This is a genomic window from Rubellimicrobium roseum, from assembly GCF_006152145.1.
In the GTDB taxonomy this organism is placed as follows: Bacteria; Pseudomonadota; Alphaproteobacteria; order Rhodobacterales; family Rhodobacteraceae; genus Rubellimicrobium; species Rubellimicrobium roseum.
Map to the genome: position 1 here is coordinate 1 of NZ_VDFV01000005.1, position 19,609 is coordinate 19,609.

The following is a 19,609-nucleotide window of genomic DNA, read 5'->3' on the forward strand; positions in this document are numbered from 1 at the left end:
GACCAAGCTCGAAAAGCCCGGAAGCCTGCAGAGACCCCGGACCAAACTCGCGGTCAGGACCAACTCGCTTTGAGCCTTGTTACAGAGCAGACCACCTCATCGGGGCGGATCGTTCGGAACGAACGTGGTGCTGATCGGCGGAGTCTTCGCCATCCTTCTCGGCAAATGAGGCAGTCCCGCCACCTTGGCCGAGCTACTACTCTAGGACTGCGTCCTCGATGCGCTACTCCGCTTCATCGTCCCTCGGACGGCTGGGCGCAAAACAGCATCTACATGGCCAACCTGCGCCCCAAGACCCAGCTCGCCAGCGCCATGCTCATGGTTCATCGGAGGCGCAGCGCTGGAACGGTGGGCGGCATCAAGGTCACCGCCTTCTCCATTCCAGGCTCCGTCGTCTGGGCCGAGATCCCGGGGCCTTCGGATGTCAGGGTGATCAGTTGTCGCATCAGCCCTGGGACGCACCGCTAAGCCCTCGCGGTCGTCCTGCTCGCCGCAGACCTCGTGAGGCGCTTGACGCTTGACCTGCTGTCACTCATATTTTGCTCCTTGGCCCGAGTCCTCTGCGGAGTGGTTGTGGCTTCGCCGCCGTGGACCTGTCGACCGGGGTTGCCCCGATCTCCTGCCCTTGGGACGGGTCAGGCTGATCGGGCTGATGCATGTAGGCCGAGTGGCCGCTATCACCACAGCCCCGGGACCCGCAGGTCCGTCTATGCCGCGATCCGGAGGAGCGTAGGACTGCTGGGTAACTTTCTTGTCCCGATCATCGGCAACGTGATGTAATCGGTCTTGGCCATTCCGGTGGCACGACAACCAAGTCGCCGGCCCAATCGGAACACGCTGTGCTCCGCATCGACGAGAATGCCACGCCAGTGCAGTCTTGGAACAACCCGCTCGCCCATGTCGCCCAGGTGGACGATCCTCAATCAGCAATCCTGATAAAGTTGGGCGTGCACGAGTACCAGCAAGTGGTGGTCGGCATCGACCGCAAGCACAGCGTGCCTGACCTTTAGGCCAAGGCGATCATCCAAAATCACGGCCGGACCCCGGAACGGACGAACACAGATCAGGTCGTCTTCCCCGGCGCGACCATGGGGGAACGGGTCGCCCATCTCGTAGCAGACTGGATGATGGACTACGTGGGGTTCGAGACGGCTTCGCGATCGTCACGACGCGGGAAGCCGTCGGTCGCACGCTCGCCGAATCCACTCTGCGAACACATTCTGGATCACCATCGTCGGCGTGAAGCGGCCCGGTATCGACTTCGCTTACCACCGTCCCTAGCGTTGATCCCAAAAGGCGTCCTACTCCAAATCTCAGGGGCAACCAAAGCCGTGGCGCAGTTCGCCGCTATAAGCGAGGCGAGCGGCCCTGCCTTCGCTGACGCCGACTGGCTGGCACAGGACGCGGCCCTGCCCTTCTACGGCATCGACCCTGTGCTCGGGACTCCATGCCTCGGCCGGAGGCGGTAGCGCCCCGGGGGAAAGCCGAAAGAAGGACGCCTCAGGCGGGCTGGAGATTGGCCAACGGCGCCTCGATGGTGCAGACGAGCCCGCCTGCGCGGAAGTCCAGCAGGACCGGCCCGCCCAGTTCGGCCGACAGACCCCTCTGGATGAGCCGGGACCCGAATCCCGTCCGGGCGGGCGGCGCGACGGCCGTTCCTCCCCGCTCCTCCCAGGAGAGCCGGAACAGCGGCTCCGAGCCGGCCGAGACGGTCCAGCCCAGCGAGACCCGTCCCGCCGGGCTGGCGAGCGATCCATACTTGGTGGCGTTGGTGGCCAATTCGTGCAGCGCCAAGGTCAGGTTGACCGCTGCTTGCGGTCGCAGCCGCAGGTCCGGACCCGACAGATCGAAGCGCCCCAGGCGGTCGAAGGGGTCCAGCGCTGTTTCGACCAAGCTTTGCAGCCTAGCCGCTTCCCAGCTCTCGCGGGTGAGAAGGTCGTGGGCGCCGGCCAGCGCGAGGAGACGTCCCTCGAAGGCGGCCCGCGCGTTCGCCGGCACGTCGGGGCCGCGCAGGGATTGGCTCGCGATGGACTGGACCACGGCCAAGGTGTTCTTCACCCGGTGGTTCAGCTCGTGAATCAGGAGCTCACGCTGGCGCTCCTCGGCCTTGCGGCAGGTGATGTCGGAGAAGGCCACCGCAAGGCCGCTGCCCTCCTTGGGCGCGACCCTCATCTCGATGACCCGGTCCGGGAAGCTGACCGAGGGCGCCTCGAAGGTGACGGGCACGCCGGTGGCCATGACGCGCTGCTGGTTCTGGTCGAAGATCGAGCCCACATGGGCCGGGAAGGCCTCCCAGATCACCAAGCCCAGCACCTCGTCGCGGCGACGACCGAAATAGCGCTCGGCCGCTCGGTTGAAGACGGTGATGCGCCAGTTCCTGTCGACCGCATAGAAGCAGTCCGACACGCTGTCGAGCACGGCGCGCAGATGACGCTCTCGCTGGACGAGGAGGTCGGCCTGGCGCCGGCTTTCGGTGATGTCCTGCACAAGGGCGAAGAAGCCCGCCACCTGCCCGTCCCGGTCCAGATGAGGCACATAGTGCGCGCGGAAATCGTGCAGCTCTCCGCCGGCATGCGGCACCTGGGACTCGTAGGAGGTGGACCGGCCCGCAAGAACAGCCTCGATATGCGGCTGGGCGTCGGCGAAGGCTTCGGGACCGATGACCTCGGGGAGGAAGCGTCCCTTGATGTCGTCGCGCCGACGTCCGAACGCCTCCTCGTAAGCCCGGTTCACGAAGCGGTAGCGCAGGTCGCGGCCCACTTCGGAGATGAAGACGGGCAGCGCGTCGGTGACGACCTCCAGCCGGCGATCCGCGGCGCCTCGGACCGTCGCAGCCTCCGCCTCGATGCGGGTCCGAAGCTCGGCCTCCTGCGCGGCCGCCCGGCCCGCATGGCGCGCAGCCAGCACCAGGACGGCGCACGCCGCCGCATGGACGGCGAGTCCCGTCCACAGCGGCCCGCTTCCCGGCCCGAACAGCGCGGGCGCCGGATGCCAGGCCACGGCCAGCACGGCCGAGAGCGCCGCGCCGAGAAGGGCCGAGGTGGTGCCCACCAGAGCGGCCAGGACCGCAACGGCGGGCAGGAACGCCGCAAAGGCCGGACCGGCCTCGGCCGCGAACGGGAGAAGAAGGGTCAGGACGGGTAGCACGACCGCGGCAGCGTAACCCAGGAGGGTCAAGCCCTGCGCCTGCGGAGGCCGGTCGGACGACGAGGCGAGGTCGCGGGTCAGGCTACGCATGACGTGGAGATGTCTCCTGGGACCGCGAAGGCATCGGGACGGCCCCCAGATTAATCTTGGCAGGTCCGGCAGCCGACTTCCAGCGTCCGACGAGGCCGCAGACGATCTGCCGTCGCATTCAGCCGCCGCGCGACGATTCTGCACAAGACATGAGGGCCCAGCGCCATGGGTCGGCGGACGGGTCCGGCCAGCGCAGCGGCCCTCTGGCAGCGCGCGGCATCGCAGCCTAGCTGAAGGTGTCCCGCAGGAGTCGCCCATGACCGCTCCCCTCGTCATCTTCGGCCACCACGACACGGCCACCGTCGCGCAGATGGAGACCTGCCTTGCCACGGGGTCGGCCGCCACGGGGGTGCTCTGCGCCGACGGGCACCTCGGCTACAACCATCCGATCGGCGGCGTGGTGGGCTACGAGGACCACGTCTCGATCAGCGGCGTGGGCTACGACATCGCCTGCGGCAACAAGGCCGTCCGCCTCGACATGCGCGCCAGCGAGATCGAGCCACGGGTCGACACGATCCTGCAGGACATCGCGCGCAATGTCAGCTTCGGCCTGGGTCGCGCGAACGCGGCGCGCGTGGAGCACCCTCTGTTCGAGTCGGATCTATGGCAGGCAGCGGGCGTCGCGGACCTCAAGGGGATGGCACAGGGACAGCTGGGCACCGTGGGCGGCGGCAACCACTACGTGGACCTGTTCCGCGACGACGAGGGCTGGGTCTGGATCGGCGTGCATTTCGGGTCGCGCGGCCTGGGCCACAGGATCACGACCAAGTACCTGCAGGCTGCCAGCGCCTCCGGAGACATGCTGGCCCCGCCCGCGCTTCTTTCCACGGACACGGCGGCGGGCCAAGGCTATCTTGCCGGAATCGAACTGGGCGGCCTCTATGCCTATGCAGGTCGCGACTGGGTGACCGAGAGGGTGAGGCGCCTCATCGGAGGAACGGTCACCGACGAGGTCCACAACCACCACAACTACGTCTGGAGAGAACGGCATGGCGACCGGGACCTCTGGGTCGTGCGCAAGGGCGCGACGCCGGCCTTCCCCGGCCAGCGCGGCTTCGTGGGCGGCAGCATGGGCGACGACGCCGTGATCCTGCGGGGCGTCGAGTCGCCCCGAAGCCGGACCGCTCTCTACTCCACTGTTCATGGCGCAGGACGCGTCATGTCGCGCAGCGAGGCCAAGGGCAAGCGGGACCGCAAGTCGGGCCGCGTGATCCGCCCGCCGGCCGTGGACGCGGACGAGATGCGCGCCTGGCTTTCGCGCAAGGGCGTGCGCGTCCTGGGCGGCGACCTCGACGAGGCTCCGCAGGCCTATCGCCGCCTTCCCGAGGTCCTGGCCGAGCACGCCGGCACGGTGGAGATCGAGCGCGTCCTTCACCCCATGGGGGTGGTGATGGCCGGTCCGGGCGACGTCGACCCCTACAAGGATTGAGGCGGCGCCCCGGCCAGGAGCACCTCGCAAGAGCCGAGCACCACCTCCTCGGGCAGCGGCTTGGTGGCCCGCGCGGCCCAGAGCGGATCGCGCGCGGCTTCCATCTCGGCGACGCCCAGGATCGCCCCGATGGCGAAGGGCGGCACCAGCGCGACCGGCGCCAGGGTCGCGTTGGCGAGGACCGCCCCCTCGTCCCAGGCCAGCCCGCGCAGCCCCGGCACGGGATCGACCTCCACGACACGGTCGAGAGCCGCATGGAGGCTCGCCAGGGCATGGAACAGCGGCCGCGCCTCGCCATCCGATCCGACGAGCCCGAACGGCCCGGCCGGCGCCGCGAGTGCGACGGCCTCGGCGCCCGCTCCCGCCGCGGCGGCGCAGGCAGCCACGGCATAAGCCGCAGCGATCAGGCCCTTCTGACGGGGGTCGATGCCATTCGCACGGTCGCCGGGCGGGGGTCGGAGCCCGATCGAGACCAGCCCCAGCCGCAGCGCCCGCGCGCCTGCGGCCGAGCGCGCGTCGGCAAAGACCTGCGGCAGGACCTCCAAGGCTTCCAGCACCGCTGCCTCGCCCGCCCCCGGCCCTACCGCCGAGGCCCCCAGCGTCACGTAATGCCCCGGCGCCTCCGCCGACGGAACCCGGTCTCCCGCGAAGTTCGTCAGGGCGCCGATCCCCACCCGCGCCTCGGGAAAGGCGGCCGCCACCGCTTCGGCGCAGGCCTGGAGTGAAGGTCCGCCCCCCGGCCGGCCATGGAGCTGCGCCTCGGGCAAGGCCGCGACGTGCCGTGGGAACAGCCCCATCCGCGCGAGCCGCAAGGCAAGGGCGTCGAGCGTGGACCCGCAGTCCGTACCCTCGGGCAGGACCACCTCAAGGTCGAGCAGCCCCCCTTCGGCCAGCGTTCGGCAGGCGTCCTCCAGCGTGGCCTCGTCCTCGTCCGTGGCGCGCAGCCGCAGCAGCAGGCCCCGCGCCGGAAAGGGCCCGCCGGGGCGCAGCCAGCCCGGCTCGGCCGCGAGCAGCAGGTCGGGCATCCGCGTGGCCTGCGGCGTCTCGGGCGCGGTGGCTGCCTCGCCCAGACGCAGGATGGGGGTCCCGGTCATGTGGGCCGCTCGAGGATAAGGGTGGGGATGCTCACGCCGCTTCTCCTTCGCCGCCAGCATAGGGCCCGCTGCCGCGGCGCGGCAAGCCGGCTCAGAGCCAGCCGCGCCACTTGAAGTAGGCCCAGCTCAGGACGCCCGACAGGACCATCAGGACCAAGGCCAGAGGATATCCGTAGCGCCAGTCGAGCTCGGGCATGTTGTGGAAGTTCATGCCGTAGACCGTGCCGATCAGAGTGGGCGGCAGGAACAGCGTCGCCACGACCGACACGATTCGCACCGTCTGGTTCTGGCTCAGGTTCACCATCCCGAGCGTGGTGTCGGTCGCGAGCCCCACCCGCCCCGACAGGAAGTCCACGTGGACCTCCAGCGCCTGCATGTCGCGCATCAGCGTCTTCACGAAGGTCTTGAGCCCGTGCTCGTTCTGCTCGGCCCGCCAGAGCCCGAAGACGGACAACATCCGCTCCATGGTCAGGAGTCCCAGCCGCACGCGCGCGAGCACCTCGCCCTCGCGGCCCACGGCCCGCAGGGCCTCCTCCAGCTCGGCCGAGGTCAGCGGCTCGCTCGACCCCGCGTAGACGCGCGCGGCGATGGCGTCGAGCGACCGGCCCGCCGCCTCCAGAAGGTCGGCGAAGCGCGACACGATCTCCTCCACTAGTCCCAGGAACAGCCGCAGATGCGTCCCGCAGCCGGTCGAGGAACGGTCGGCGCGGGCGGGGAAGGTGTCGAAGGGCCTCGGGGCGTGGTGGCGCACCGTCACGAGGCGGTCGGGCGTCAGGATGAAGGTGACGGGACCCGAGAGCTGCTTGCCGTCGGGGCTGTGGCCCGGAAGGATCACCGTCATGAAGTCGGCCCCGTCCTCGCGGTAGAGGCGATTCGAAATCTCGATCTCCTCCATGTCCGCGAGCGTGGGGATCTCGATTCCGAGCTCGGCCCGGATGCGACTCGCCTGCTCGGGCTGGGGGCGGTAGAGGTCGATCCAGATGGCCTCCTGCAGGTCGGCCGACGGCAGCATCCGTTCAAGGCGACGATCCGCGAGGCGGTAAGGGATGAGCATGGGCGCGGGCTCCGGGCGCGGGGGCCGGACCTCCATAGCGGGCGGCGGGGAGCGGTTCCACCCCACGGCGGAAACGGCGGGGCGCGCGCCTACTCGGCTGCGGCCCGGCGCTCCTCGGCCCAGGCCCAGGGACGGGTGTAGGCGCCCAGAGCGCGCACGACCTCCTCGTCGGCCACCGTCCCGGTTCGGCGGACCTGCGCCACGAGACCCAGGCGGCGGTCCTCGACCACCTCGGCCACCTCGGCCGCCACGTCGGCCCCGGCCAGGGCCTCGTTGTAGACGCGCTGGATGGCGCGCTTGCGCAGGTCGGGCTTGAAGATCTTGCCCACGGCGGTCTTGGGCAACTCGGGCAGGATCTCCACGTGCTTGGGGATGGCGGCGCGCTCGCGCACGTGGGCGCGGGCGTGCTCCAGAAGTTCCGCCTCGGTGACGGCGGCGCCCTGGATCAGCTCGACATAGGCGCAGGGCACCTCGCCCGCATGGGCGTCGGGCTGACCGATGGCGCCGGCGATGGCCACGGCCGGATGGCCGCAGAGCGCCTCCTCGATCTCGGCGGGGTCAATATTGTGGCCACCGCGGATGATGATGTCCTTGGCGCGTCCCGTGATCCAGACATAGCCGTCCGGGTCCCGTCGCCCGAGGTCGCCCGTTCGCAGCCAGGTGGGCGTGCCTTCCTCGTCGGGGTAGAAGAGCGCGCCGTTCTTGTCGGTTTCGGTATAGGTGTGCCCGCCCCAGACGCCGGGACTGGCCACGCAGATCTCGCCCACCACGTCGGTCTCGCAGTCCATCTGAGTATGCGGGTCGATGATGCGGACCCGCGTATAGGGGAAGGGCACGCCGATGGAGCCGATCTTCTTCTCGCCCTGCGGCGGGTTGATCGACACGAGGCAGGTGGCCTCGGTCAGCCCATAGCCTTCGCAGATCGTGACGCCGGCTGCCGCCTCGAAGCGGCGATAGAGTTCGACCGGCAGGGGCGCCGAGCCGCAGAAGGCGAGTTGCAGCGAGGAGATGTCGGCGTTCACCGGGCGCTGCATCAGCGCCGAGATGGCCGTGGGGACGGTGATGAGGAAGGTGACACGATAGCGCTCGATCAGCTTCCAGAAGTTGTCGAAGACTCCTTCGCCGCGGTAGCCCTGAGGAGTGGGCAGGACGATGTGCGCACCCGAGGCGATGGAGGCCCCCATGCAGACCACCGCCGCGAAGACGTGGAACATCGGCAGCGGGCAGATCATGGTGTCGTTCTCGGTGAACAGGAGCTTGTTCGCCACCCAGCCGTTGTAGATGAGCCCCCGGTAGCGGTGCTGCGCGAGCTTGGGGAGGCCCGTGGTCCCCCCGGTGTGGAAATAGGCTGCCACCCGGTCGCGCCCGCCGTCCTGGAACTGCAGCGCCTTGGGCTGGCGCGACATCTCCTTGTGGAAGTCGAGCACCTGCGCCTGATGGCGCACCGGGTTCTTCGGCCGGATCAGCGGCACGATCAGCCGCTTGACTCCGGTGAGATAGCGCAGGAGGTCCACCTCCAGCACGGTCTGGATGTTGGGCGCGAGCGCCACGGCGGCGGCGGCCTTCTGCGCCACCTCGGATTTCGGGAAGGCGCGCAGCGTCACCAGCACCTTGGCGTTGGTCTCGCGCAGGATGCCGGCGATCTGTTCGGCGTCGAGGAGCGGGTTGATCGGGTTCACGATTCCCGCCACCTGCCCGCCCAGATAGGTCGTGACCACCTCGGTGCAGTTGGGCAGAAGATAGGCCACCACGTCCCCCTCGCCCACGCCGAGGCTGCGGAAGAGGTTCGCCGCCTGCGCCACGCGGTCCTGAAGCTGCGCCCAGGTCAGCGTTTCGGCCGACGCCTTGGGGTCGGACAGGAGCTGGAAGCTTACGGCCGGGCGGTTCGGCACGCGCGCCGCGGTGCGGCCCAGGATGCCCCAGGTGGTGCGGGGCAGGTCGCGGTCGTCCCAGGGCCCCTCGGCCTCGATGGCGGCGCTGTCGGCGGGACCGGCGAAGCCCATGCGCGTTTCCTCCCCAGGATGGCGGGCCGCCGTGGGCCGGCGATCCCTTGACCTTAGCACTAGAATGGAAACGGGAGGTTAACCACGCAACCCCGACGCGGGGTCATTCCGCCGCCGCAAGCCCTTCGGTGAACTGGAGCCGCGCGAGCCGCGCGTAGAGCCCGCCCTGCGCCACCAGCGCGTCATGCGTCCCCTCGGCCACGACGCGCCCTTCGTCCAGCACGATGATCCGGTCGGCCCGCTTCACGGTCGCCAGCCGGTGCGCCACGATGATGGTGGTGCGCGTCCGCGCCAGATGCTCCACCGCCTCCTGCACCGCGCGCTCGCTTTCCGCGTCAAGAGCCGAGGTCGCCTCGTCCAAGAGCAGCAGCGGCGCGTCGCGCAGGATGGCGCGGGCTATGGCGATGCGCTGCTTCTGCCCGCCGGACAGCATCACTCCGCGCTCGCCCACATAGGTGTCGTAGCCGTCGGGCAGCTTCGACAGGAAGTCGTGCGCGGCCGAGGCGCGGGCAGCGGCCTCGACCTCGGCGTCCGTGGCCTCGGGACGGCCGAAGCGGATGTTGGCACGGGCCGTGTCGGCGAAGATCACCGGGTCCTGCGGCACCAGCGCGATCTGACGGCGCAGGTCGGCGCGCGCCAGGTCGCGCAGGGCGACGCCGCCCACCGCCACGCGGCCCTCCTGCGGATCCCAGAACCGCTGGAGAAGCTGGATGACCGTGGTCTTGCCCGAGCCCGAGGGACCCACCAGCGCCACGGTCTCGCCCGGCCGCACGGTCAGGTCCACGGCGCGAAGCGCGCTGCGGTCGGGGCGCGTGGGGTAATGGAAGGTCACGCCCTCGAAGCGGATGTCCGCCATGGCCAAGCTGGGCGCGGGCACCGGAGCCACAGGGTCGCGCACCGTGTCGGCGAGCGTCAGCAGCTCGACCAGCCGCTCGGTGGCGCCGGCGGCGCGCTGGACCTCGCTCCAGACCTCGGTGAGCGCGCCCGCCGCGCCCGCCACCATCACCGCGTAGATGATGAACTGCACGAGTTGGCCCACCGACATCGCGCCCGCGTCCACGTCGCGCGCGCCCACCCACAGGACGCCCACCACGCCCGAGAAGATCAGGAAGATGACGATGGCCGTCATCACCGCCCGCACGCCGATCCGCGCGCGGGCGGAATCGAAGCTCCTCTCGGTTAGGTCGCGGAAGCGCGCGCGCACCGGACCCTCGGCCGTGAAGGCCTGCACGGTCTGCGAGGAAAGGAGCGACTCGGAGGCCGCCCCCGAGGAGGCCGCGATCCAGTCCTGGTTCTCGCGCGACAAGGTCCGCAGCCGCCGTCCCAGCACCACGATGGGCACGATGATGGCCGGCACGATCAGCAGCACGAGCCCCGTGAGCTTGGCCGAGGTCCAGAGCAGGAGCGCGATGCCCCCGACCAGGATCAGGAAGTTCCGCAGCGCCACCGAGACCGAGGAGCCCAGCACCGACAGGATGAGCGTCGTGTCGGTGGTGATGCGGGACAGGACCTCGCCGGTCATGAGCCTTTCGTAGACGGCCGGGCTCATGGCGATCATGCGGTCGAAGACGGCGGTGCGGATGTCGGCCACGACCCGTTCGCCCAGCCGGGTCACGAGGTAGTAGCGCAGCGCCGTCCCTGCCGCGAGCAGCAGGACGATCCCGATGGCCGCGCCGAAGTACTGGTCCAGAACCTGCGTCTCGGCCACGCCGAAGTGGTCCACGATACGCCGCGCCGCGATGGGCAGGACCAGCGACACCCCCGCCGTCAGCACCAGCGCGGCGAAGGCCAGGATCATCAGCCCGGAATAGGGCCGCAGGAAGGGCCAGAGCGCGACTAGCGCGCCCACGCGGCGGGAGGAGGGACGGTCCTCGGTGGAGGAACGGGGGGCTCGGGCCATGCGGTGCGGTCTCCTGGTCGGGGTGGGGATAGCGGCGCCCCGCCCGCGCGGCAAGGCTGGACCCCTGCGGCCCAAGGTCCTAACCTTTTGCGCGGGGAGGAACGCCATGGCCCGACGCCCGCTCGACGACGCGCCCGAGGTCGAGGTCCTGTCGCGGTCCGAACTGCGCGCCTGGCTGGCCGCGAACCACCGCCAGCCCGGCGGGGTGTGGCTGGTGACGCACAAGCGGTCTGGGGGCGACCGCTATCTGCCTTACGAGGACATCGTGCAGGAATGCCTCGCCCATGGCTGGATCGACTCGCTGGCGCGCGCCAGGGACGAGCATCGCTCGATGCTGTGGATCAGCCCCCGCAAGCCCGGCTCGAACTGGAGCCGCGTGAACAAGGCCCATGTGGAGCGGCTGGAGGCCCAAGACCTGATGGCCGAGGCTGGCCGCGCCGCCGTGGAGCGGGCCAAGGCCGACGGGACCTGGACCGCGCTCGACGGCGTGGAGGCGCTGGACGTGCCGCCCGACCTCGCGGCGGCGCTGGAGGGGGACCTGCGCGTCGTCTGGGACGGCTGGCCGCGCTCGGTGAGGCGGGGCGCCCTGGAGATCCTGCTGAACGCGAAGCGGCCTGCCACGCGGGCGGCCAAGGTCGCGGCCATCGCGGAGGCGGCGACGAAGGGCGAGCGCCCGTTCCAGTGGGGCCGTGCCTAGCTGCCCGCCAGCACGGGCAGATCGACCGTGGTTTCCCCGCCGCCGGTGTTGAAGGTGACGGTCACCTCCTCGCCCACCGCCTGCGCGTCGAGGATGGCGAGGAGGTCGTCCAGCGACTCGACCGCCTGCCCGTCCACCTCTGTCACCACGTGGCCCGGCCGGATGCGCCCGTCGCGCAGGAACTCGGCCGGGGTCACTCCGGCCTGCTCGGCCGCCGAGCCGCGCGGCACGTCGAGCACGATCGCTCCCGCCAGCCCCTGCCGATTGATGGCCGCGTTCAGGCGCGCGTCGAACAGGAGCCCCAGCGTGGGCGGGACGTAGCGCCCCGTGCGGATCAGCTCGGGCACGACGCGGCCCACGGTGGCGGCAGGCACCGCGAAGCCGATCCCCGCGCTGCCCCCCGAGGGCGAGTAGATCGCCGTGTTGACCCCGATGATCCGCCCCGCGCTGTCGAGGAGCGGCCCGCCCGAGTTGCCCGGATTGATGGCGGCGTCCGTCTGGATCAGTCCCCGGATCGTGCGCCCGTCTTCGCCCGGCAGTTCCCGGTCCAGCGCCGAGACGATCCCCGTGGTCAGCGTCCAGTCGAGCCCGAAGGGGTTGCCGATGGCCAGGACGAAGGCACCCACCTCGGGCGGCTCGGGCGGGGCGAGCGTGAGCGGCGCCGGCAGGCCCTCATCCTCGATGCGCAGCACCGCGAGGTCGTGGCTGGCGTCACGCCCCACGAGTCGCGCGGGCAGCACCCGCCCGTCAGCGAGCGTCACCGTCGCGGCCGTCGCGCCCTCGATCACGTGGGCGTTGGTGACGACGTGACCCTCGCCGTCCCAGATGAAGCCCGAGCCCGTGCCCAGCGGCACCTCGGAGGAGACGCGCCCGAAGAGGTCGCGCCGCGCGGCCGAGGTCGAGATCGCCACCACGCTGTCGCGCGCGGACCGGAACAGAGCGATGGTGGCCGCCTCGTCCGAGCCCTCGGGCGCCACCGAGAGCTGCGCCGGGGCCACGGCGGCGACCGGGGCCGCAGCCTCGCGCGCGGGCAGCCAGCCCGAGACGCCGATCCCGAGCCCGACCCCCAGGCCGACGAGGAGCGCCACCATCGCCCCCAGGATCACGGATCGGATCACGCGCACCTCCCATCGTCGCGCGCAGCCGGCCGGCCCTCTGGAAGGGGGCTTGACCCGCGCCATGTTGCCCCGTGCAAACTAGACATCGCCCCGGCGGGCTCAAGTCGGTCCGCCCCTGTCGCTTCAGGAGACCTGCCTTGCTTCGATCCTTCGTCCTCGCCCTGACCCTGGCCGCCCCGGTCGCCGCCTCGGCGCAGTCCTGCGGCAACGATGCGGGGGGCTTCGAGGCCTGGAAGCAGCAGTTCGCGCAGGTCGCCGCGGCGAACGGGGTGGGCGAGCGGGGCCTGTCGGCGCTGTCGAACGCCAGCTACGCCACCCGTACCATCCAGGCCGACCGCAACCAGAAGAGCTTCCGCTACCCGCTCGACGAGTTCCTTCGCCTGCGCGGCGCCGATGCCATCGTGTCCCAAGGCCAGCGGATGCTGGAGCGCGACCGCCCCTTCTACGACTCGATTGAGGCCGCCTATGGCGTGCCGGCCGGCATCCTGATCGCCATCCACGGGATGGAGACGGGCTTCGGAAACTTCATGGGTGACGCCAACGTCATCTCGGCCATCACCACGCTGGCCTACGACTGCCGGCGGGGGCCGCAGTTCTTCCAGGAACACGCGCTCGCCGCGCTCCTGCTCGTGGACCGGGGCGCGATCTCGCCCGAGTCCGTGGGCGCCATGCACGGCGAGCTGGGGCACACCCAGTTCCTGCCGGCCAACATCCTGCGCTACGGGCAGGACGGCAACGGCGATGGAGTGGTGGACCTGACGCGGCTGGAGGACGCCCTGGCCTCGACCGCCAACTTCCTGCGCGGCCATGGCTGGCAGCCGGGCGCGGGCTACCAGGAAGGCGAGCCCAACTTCGCGGTGCTGGGCCAGTGGAACGCCGCCACCGTCTACCAGCAGGCGCTCGCCATCATGGGGCCGCAGATCGAGCCCGGCGCCTGATCCGACGGGAACCGTGCTGGCCCCGCGGCCTTGTGCCCCCTGGGGCCGCTGATCCGGCGGCCCCGCCAGCACGAACGGAACGGAGGCCACCATGAACCGCAGCCGACTCTTCGCCATCCTTGCGGGGGTGGTCGTGATCGCGGCCCTCATCTTCATCTTCCTGGGCACGGGCGGACCCGAGCAGATGGAGCCGGGCCTGGGCGACCCCGTGGCCGAGGACGCCACCTCCACCGCACCGGCCGGCACCGGCGACACCCCGGCCAGCACCGAGACGCCGGAGGCGGCCGAGGGAGAGGCCGACGACGCGATCACCGCGAACGACTGAGCCCCCGACCTTGCGAGCGGCCCGCCCGCTCGATATCCCGTGATCGCCCCAGGGACGGAGGAACACAATGACGGCCAGGGAACTCGTCGAGGCCTATTACGCGGCCTTCAACCGCGACGACGCCGAGGGGATGCTCGCCTGCCTTTCCGAGGACGTGGCGCACCACGTCAACCAGGGCGGCATCCGCGAAGGGCGCGAGACCTTCCGCGCCTTCCTCGCCCACATGGACCGCTGCTACGAGGAGCGGCTGGAGGACGTGGTGGTAATGGCCTCGGACGACGGCACCCGCGCCGCGGCCGAGTTCACCGTCCACGGCCTCTACAAGGCCACCGACGAGGGCCTGCCGCCGGCGCGCGGCCAGACCTACGTCCTCCCCGCCGGCGCCTTCTTCGCGATCCGCGACGGCAAGATCGCCCGCGTGACGACCTATTACAACCTCGCGGACTGGACCGCGCAGGTCGGCGCATGACCCTGCGCATCGCGCCCCTGTCGCGCGAGGAACTGGCCGCCCGCCTGCCGGACCTCGCGCGGCTGCGCATCGCGGTCTTCGCCGACTGGCCATATCTTTATGACGGCGACGAGGCCTACGAGGCGCGCTACCTGCAAGCCTACCTCGACAGCCCCGATTCCATCGTCGTCGGCGCCTTCGACGGTGAACGGCTGGTCGGCGCGGCCACCGGCACGCCGATGGAGGATCACGCCGAGGAATTCGCGCAGGCGCTCGCCGGCCGGGACCTGCCGCTCCGGGACATCTTCTACTGCGCGGAATCGGTGCTCCTGCCCGCCTACCGGGGCCGGGGCGTCGGCCACCGCTTCTTCGACCTGCGCGAGGAGCACGCCCGGCGCCTCGACCGCCACTGGTCGGTCTTCTGCGCCGTGGTACGCCCGCAGGACCACCCCGCCCGTCCGCCCGGCTACTGGCCGCTCGACGGCTTCTGGGCGGCCCGCGGCTACGCCCCGCTGCCCGGCGCCGTGGCCCGCTTCCGCTGGCGCGACCACGGCGAGGCCGGGGACAGCGAGAAGCCGCTCCAGGTCTGGATCCGGGACCTCGCCGCGACTGCCTGAGGGCGGGTTTTCCCGCCTGTCCCGCCGGGGCCGGAAATGGCACCAAGGTCCGGCGCCCGGACCTTCAGGAGAGACAATGCCCCTGCCCCGCCTCGCCGTCTCCGCCCTGGCCCTCCTCGCCGCCGAACCTGCGCTCGCGCAGGAGGCTCCCGTCCGCGCCGTCACCCTCTTCGAGGCGGGCCTCGCCGAGATCACGCGCGAGACGGGCGCGGCGCGCGAGATCACGCTGTCGGTTCCGCTCCGGGACGTGAACGACATTCTCAAGTCGCTCCTCGTGCGCGGGCGGGGCATCGAAGGCGCGCGGCTCGCGCTCGACGGGGCGACGCCGGTCGAGGACGCCTTCGCCTCGCTCCCCTTCCCGCCCGCGGCCGCCACCAACCTGGAGATGCTGCTCGAAACCGTCCCCGGCCTGCGCCTGCGCGTCTCGGACCGCGCCTATCCGCAGGGGCAGGAGGGCACGCTGATGGGGTTCATGGAGGACTGCGACGACCAGGGCTGCGAGACGGTCCTGTCTCTCCTGGGCGACGACGGCGTCGTGACCTTCCATCCGCTGACGGGCGACTACCGCATCGCGATCCTCGACCCCGAGATCGTGGCCGCCCTGGGCCAGGGCCTTCGGGCGCTGCGGTCCGAGGCCTCGGGGACCGTGCGGGAGATCGCGGTCGAGATCGAAGGCGAGGCGGTCGCGGACGGCGCGATCAGCTACGTCATCGCCGCACCCGCCTGGAAGACCTCCTACCGCGCGCTGACGGGCGAGGGCGGCACGGTGGACCTCCAGGCCTGGGCGGTGATCGAGAACGCGACCGGCGAGCCCTGGGACGACGTGGCGCTCACGCTCTCGTCCGGCTCGCCCCGGACGCTGACGGCCGACCTCCACGGCCGCGACTGGCGCTACCGCGAGACCGTCGAAACGGACGAAGCCGTCGCCTTCGAGCCGGTCACCGTGGTGGAGCCCGAGGCGCCGCGCGCCTCCTTGGGCATGGGGGCCGATGTCGCCGAGTCCTTCGCCGCCCCCGCGCCCGCGCCCGTCACGGCCAGCGCCGCGCAAGAGGAAGGCGTGCTCGACTCGCGCTTCCGCTTCCCCGATCCCGTGGACCTCGCGGCGGGCGAGATGGCCTCCCTGCCCTTCCTGACCGGCTCGCTCGACGCGCGGCACCTGTCGCTCTACGAGGGCCGGCTCCAGACCCGGACCGGCAATCCCGACCTTGTGCTGGAGGTGACGAACGACCTCGACGTGCGCCTGCCCGCCGGGATCATGACCGTCTCGGACGAGGCCGGGGGCTACGTGGGCGACGCGGACTTCCCGCTCGTGGGCCCGGGCGAGACGCGCGCCGTGCCCTTCGGCCTCGACCGCAGCCTGCGCGTCGAGGAGACGGTGGGCTTCGCCTCCCGCCGGACCTCGGTCCGCGCCGCCGAGGGCGTGCTGCGCGTGACCGTCGAGGATGTGCGGGACGCAACCTATGCCGTCACCTCGCCCGGCGGCGAGGCGCACGGACTGGTCATCGACCATCCCCTCACCCCGGACTGGACAGCGACCGTGGTCGAAGGACCAAAGGGGATCGAGCGGCAGGACGAGGCGGGGCGGCGGTTCCTGCGCGCCACTCTGACCGTCCCCGCGCAGGGCGCCGCGCGGCTCGTCGTCCGCGACGTACATCCCTACGAGCAGGTGCTGGTGCTGGGCGACCTCCCCGAGGACGAGCTGCTCGTCTGGGCCGCCGAGGCCAGCGACGCGGCCACCCGCGCCTATCTGGAGGAGGCCGCCGCCCTCATGCGAGCCGCGAGCCGGTCGCGGGACGCCCTGGACGACGCCGAGCGGGCGCACGCGGACCTCGCGGACGAGCAGGCCCGCGTCCGGCAGAACCTCGGGGCGGTGCCCAGCCCCTCCGAGGCCCACGACCGCTACCTGGCCGACCTCCTGGCGATCGAGGACCGCTTGGCCGCGGCCACCGACGTCCGCGCTGCCCGGCGGGAAGATCTGGCGACGGCCCAGGCGGCGCTCGCCGCGCACCTGGGCGAGGGCTGACGGTGGTCAGGGCATCCGCGTCGGGTCGCTGAGCGGGGCCGCCAGCTCGCGCGCGACGCGGGCCCCGTCGCGCTCGGTCCCCTGCACCTCGCGCTCGACCATCCGGCGCACGGCCGGCGGTCCGTCCCCGCGATGAAGGCCACGCAGCCGCTGGAAGGCCGCCGCGTCCTCCTTCGTGGGCCGGTTGTTGAGCCGCACGTAGTCGTGCCAGGTCGCCGCCTCGTACCGCTCGACCCAGAGCCCGGGATCGGCGAGGTCGCGCAGAAGCATCCAGTTGTGCGCCCCGTCGCGGCGGCGCGTGCGGCGCCGCTCGGCCATGGCGTCCAGGAACGCGGCCTCGTCGGCCTCGGCGATCCGCCACTCGACGGCGACTACGACGGGCCCCGTGCGCCCGTCCACCGGAACCGCCGTGGGCGGGGCGGTCCACTGGCGCAGCGGCCCCAGGTCCCGCCCCTCGGCATCCGCCAGCGGCAGCACGAGCCCGATCGCCGCGCAGGCCGCCAGCACCGCCCCGGCCCCCATCAGGGCCGCCGGGACGGCGACGTTCTCGGCCACCGTGCCCCAGAGCCAGCTCCCCCCCGCCATGCCGCCGAAGGCCGCCATCTGGTAGAGCGCGAGGCTCCGCGCCACGACCCAGCGCGGCGTAGACATCTGCACCGTGACGTTGAAGCTCGACAGCGCCAGCACCCAGCCCGCCCCGGCGAAGGGCAGGGCCCCGAGCGTGAGCGGCAGGCTCCGGCTCAGCCCCACGACCGCCGCCGCGAGCGCGAAGACGAGCGCCGCGACCCGCACCAGCCCCTCGGTCGAGAGCCGCGCCCGCAGCGCCGTGCTGGCCAGCGCGCCGCCCACCGCCCCCGCCCCGAAGGCCCCGAGCAGGAGGCCGAAAGTCAGCGGCCCCCCGCCCACCTGCTCGCGCGCGACGAGAGGCATGAGCGCCGAGACCGCGCTGGCCCCCACTCCGAAGACGACGGCGCGCAGGAGGACCACCCGCAGCGCGGGCGAGAGCGCGACGTAGCGCAGCCCCGTCAGCATCGCCGCGCCCAAGGACTCGCGCGGGAGAGTCTGGGCTGGCACCTCGGGTCGCCAGCGCAGCAGGACGAGGATCAACCCTAGGTAGCTCACCGCGTTGACGGCGAAGGCCGCCGCCGCCCCGGCCGCCGCGACCACCGCGCCGCCCAGCGCCGGCCCCAGCGCGCGGGCGATGTTGAAGCCCATGCTGTTGAGCGCCACGGCCGCCGGCAGGTCCGTGCGCGGCACCATGTCGCCCACGGAGGCCTGCCACGCGGGCCCGTTCATCGCCGTTCCGCAGCCGATCAGGAAGGTGAACAGCAGCAGCAGCCAGGGCGAGATCCAGCCCGCCCAAGTGACGAGAGCCAGCGCCACCGACACCGCCAGCATGAAGCCCTGCGCCGCCAGCATCACCCGCCGCCGGTCCATGCTGTCGGCGACCGCCCCGGCCACCAGCGCGAGCAGCATGATGGGCAGCGTCACCGAGGCCTGCACCAGCGCCACCATGGCCTCCGAAGGCGCGATGGAGGTCATCATCCAGGACGCGCCCACAGACTGGATCAGCCCGCCGAAGTTCGAGGCAAGGCTCGCGATCCAGATCGCCCGGAACACGGGATGGGCGAGCGGCCCCAGCGCGCTGCGCCGCTCGGGCGCCGTCTCAGCCATGGCCTTGTCCCCCCGCCGCGCCGGACGCGCGATCTCCGTGCCGGGCGCCCCGCCCGCGCTCCCCTGGTGTGGTGTCCGTCATGCTGTCCCGCGATCTAGGCGCGCGGGCGCGGAAGTCAGTCCCTGCCTGCATGGCGGACCTGCCGGAACACAGCCGGACGGGCCGCGTTTCGGCCAACGCGCGCCACCCCCGGCCCAGACAATGGAGACCTTCCATGCGCAAGCTCTTCGGTTCCGTCGCCGTCGCGGCAACCCTGGCCCTCGGCGCCCAGGCCCAGGAGGCCGAGCCCCTCCGCGTCGGCATGTCGGGGGGCTACTACCCCTTCACCTTCGTCGAGCAGGACCAGCTCCAGGGCTTCGAGGTGGACGTGATGAACGCCGTGGGAGAGCGGATCGGCCGCCCCGTCGAATTCGTCACCATGTCCTTCTCGGGCCTGATCGGCGCGCTCGAATCGGGCCGCATCGACACGGTCGCGAACCAGATCACCATCACGCCCGAACGCGAGGCGGCCTTCCTCTTCAGCCAGCCCTACGTGATCGACGGCGCGCAGGTGGTCACCCAAGCCGAGAACACGGAGGTCAATGGCGTCGAGGACCTGCGCGGCCAGTCGGTCGCCGTGAACCTCGGCTCGAACTTCGAGCAGCTCCTGCGCGAGCTGCCCTATGCCTCCGAGATCGACATCCGCACCTACGAGAGCAACATCGAGCAGGACACGGCCCTGGGCCGCGTCGACGCCTTCGTCATGGACCGCGTCTCCTCGGCGGTGGTGATCCGCGACAGCGGCCTGCCGCTGCGGCTCGCGGGCGAGCCGTTCAGCGAGATCCGCAATGCCCTGCCCTTCCGCGACGACGAGGAGGGCCAGGCGCTGCGCGACGAGGTGGACGCGGCGCTGACGACCCTGCTCGAGGACGGAACGCTCAGCGGGATCTCCGAGAAATGGCTGGGCCTCGACGTGACCCCGGCGGCCGCCGAAGCCGCTGCGCCCGAAGCCGCCGAGGCCCAAGCGACGGACACGGCGCCGGCCGAGGCCGCCGCTCCGGCGGCCGAGTGA

Annotated in this window: 16 protein-coding genes; 9 read left to right on the forward strand and 7 right to left on the reverse strand. The window is 71.5% G+C overall.

Annotated features, from left to right (window positions below; translation table 11 throughout):
* Nucleotides 1-779: 779 nt before the first annotated feature.
* The gene (locus FHG71_RS23465) at nucleotides 780-1,010 is read left to right on the forward strand and encodes a hypothetical protein (protein ID WP_342777508.1); all 231 of its coding nucleotides are present in this window, start codon (nucleotides 780-782) and stop codon (nucleotides 1,008-1,010) included.
* Between the two features lie 490 nt (nucleotides 1,011-1,500).
* Here FHG71_RS23465 and FHG71_RS06470 read toward each other — a convergent pair whose 3' ends face one another.
* Complete coding sequence (locus FHG71_RS06470; RefSeq protein ID WP_176559314.1) at nucleotides 1,501-3,237, reverse strand: sensor histidine kinase; 1,737 nt, start codon at nucleotides 3,235-3,237, stop codon at nucleotides 1,501-1,503.
* A 256-nt stretch (nucleotides 3,238-3,493) separates the two neighbouring features.
* Here FHG71_RS06470 and FHG71_RS06475 point away from each other — a divergent pair, with 256 nt between their 5' ends.
* Entirely contained in the window at nucleotides 3,494-4,666 is a 1,173-nt protein-coding gene (locus tag FHG71_RS06475; RefSeq protein WP_139080822.1) for an RtcB family protein, read from the forward strand.
* Here FHG71_RS06475 and FHG71_RS06480 read toward each other — a convergent pair.
* The 4 genes from FHG71_RS06480 to FHG71_RS06495 all read right to left on the reverse strand — a co-directional run bounded on the left by FHG71_RS06480 (nucleotide 4,654) and on the right by FHG71_RS06495 (nucleotide 10,717).
* Nucleotides 4,654-5,760 carry a D-apionate lactonase family protein gene (locus tag FHG71_RS06480; RefSeq protein ID WP_139080823.1) on the reverse strand — a complete coding sequence of 369 codons (1,107 nt, stop codon included), beginning with the start codon at nucleotides 5,758-5,760 and terminating at the stop codon, nucleotides 4,654-4,656. The genes FHG71_RS06475 and FHG71_RS06480 overlap by 13 nt on opposite strands.
* A 91-nt stretch (nucleotides 5,761-5,851) precedes the next feature.
* Nucleotides 5,852-6,814: a magnesium transporter CorA family protein gene (locus tag FHG71_RS06485; RefSeq protein WP_139080824.1), complete on the reverse strand. Its 963-nt coding sequence runs from the start codon at nucleotides 6,812-6,814 to the stop codon at nucleotides 5,852-5,854.
* 89 nt (nucleotides 6,815-6,903) lie between these two features.
* Nucleotides 6,904-8,817, reverse strand: coding sequence for an acyl-CoA synthetase (locus FHG71_RS06490; protein ID WP_139080825.1), 1,914 nt, complete (start codon nucleotides 8,815-8,817; stop codon nucleotides 6,904-6,906).
* A 103-nt stretch (nucleotides 8,818-8,920) separates the two neighbouring features.
* Nucleotides 8,921-10,717 carry an ABC transporter transmembrane domain-containing protein gene (locus FHG71_RS06495; RefSeq protein ID WP_139080826.1) on the reverse strand — a complete coding sequence of 599 codons (1,797 nt, stop codon included), beginning with the start codon at nucleotides 10,715-10,717 and terminating at the stop codon, nucleotides 8,921-8,923.
* A gap of 106 nt (nucleotides 10,718-10,823) precedes the next feature.
* Here FHG71_RS06495 and FHG71_RS06500 point away from each other — a divergent pair, with 106 nt between their 5' ends.
* Nucleotides 10,824-11,414, forward strand: coding sequence for a YdeI/OmpD-associated family protein (locus tag FHG71_RS06500; protein ID WP_139080827.1), 591 nt, complete (start codon nucleotides 10,824-10,826; stop codon nucleotides 11,412-11,414).
* On the opposite strand, the gene FHG71_RS06505 is transcribed toward FHG71_RS06500, so the two are convergent.
* The gene (locus FHG71_RS06505; RefSeq protein ID WP_246045366.1) at nucleotides 11,411-12,532 is read right to left on the reverse strand and encodes a S1C family serine protease; all 1,122 of its coding nucleotides are present in this window, start codon (nucleotides 12,530-12,532) and stop codon (nucleotides 11,411-11,413) included. The genes FHG71_RS06500 and FHG71_RS06505 overlap by 4 nt on opposite strands.
* Before the next feature lie 137 nt (nucleotides 12,533-12,669).
* On the opposite strand from FHG71_RS06505, the gene FHG71_RS06510 reads away from it, so the two are divergent.
* The 5 genes from FHG71_RS06510 to FHG71_RS06530 all read left to right on the forward strand — a co-directional run bounded on the left by FHG71_RS06510 (nucleotide 12,670) and on the right by FHG71_RS06530 (nucleotide 16,883).
* On the forward strand, nucleotides 12,670-13,470 hold the full coding sequence (locus FHG71_RS06510) for a lytic murein transglycosylase (protein ID WP_139080828.1): 801 nt from the start codon (nucleotides 12,670-12,672) through the stop codon (nucleotides 13,468-13,470).
* A gap of 91 nt (nucleotides 13,471-13,561) precedes the next feature.
* Nucleotides 13,562-13,795 carry a hypothetical protein gene (locus tag FHG71_RS06515; protein WP_139080829.1) on the forward strand — a complete coding sequence of 78 codons (234 nt, stop codon included), beginning with the start codon at nucleotides 13,562-13,564 and terminating at the stop codon, nucleotides 13,793-13,795.
* 67 nt (nucleotides 13,796-13,862) lie between these two features.
* Nucleotides 13,863-14,264 (forward strand): ketosteroid isomerase-related protein, encoded by a 402-nt coding sequence (locus tag FHG71_RS06520; RefSeq protein WP_139080830.1) that lies wholly within the window; start codon nucleotides 13,863-13,865, stop codon nucleotides 14,262-14,264.
* A complete protein-coding gene (locus tag FHG71_RS06525; RefSeq protein WP_139080831.1) occupies nucleotides 14,261-14,860 on the forward strand; it encodes a GNAT family N-acetyltransferase in 600 nt (199 codons plus the stop codon). Before FHG71_RS06520 ends, FHG71_RS06525 begins: the two co-directional genes overlap by 4 nt.
* A gap of 76 nt (nucleotides 14,861-14,936) precedes the next feature.
* On the forward strand, nucleotides 14,937-16,883 hold the full coding sequence (locus tag FHG71_RS06530; RefSeq protein ID WP_139080832.1) for a DUF4139 domain-containing protein: 1,947 nt from the start codon (nucleotides 14,937-14,939) through the stop codon (nucleotides 16,881-16,883).
* A gap of 6 nt (nucleotides 16,884-16,889) precedes the next feature.
* Here FHG71_RS06530 and FHG71_RS06535 read toward each other — a convergent pair whose 3' ends face one another.
* Nucleotides 16,890-18,557 carry an MFS transporter gene (locus tag FHG71_RS06535; RefSeq protein WP_139080833.1) on the reverse strand — a complete coding sequence of 556 codons (1,668 nt, stop codon included), beginning with the start codon at nucleotides 18,555-18,557 and terminating at the stop codon, nucleotides 16,890-16,892.
* A gap of 215 nt (nucleotides 18,558-18,772) precedes the next feature.
* Here FHG71_RS06535 and FHG71_RS06540 point away from each other — a divergent pair, with 215 nt between their 5' ends.
* Nucleotides 18,773-19,609, forward strand: coding sequence for an amino acid ABC transporter substrate-binding protein (locus FHG71_RS06540; protein ID WP_139080834.1), 837 nt, complete (start codon nucleotides 18,773-18,775; stop codon nucleotides 19,607-19,609).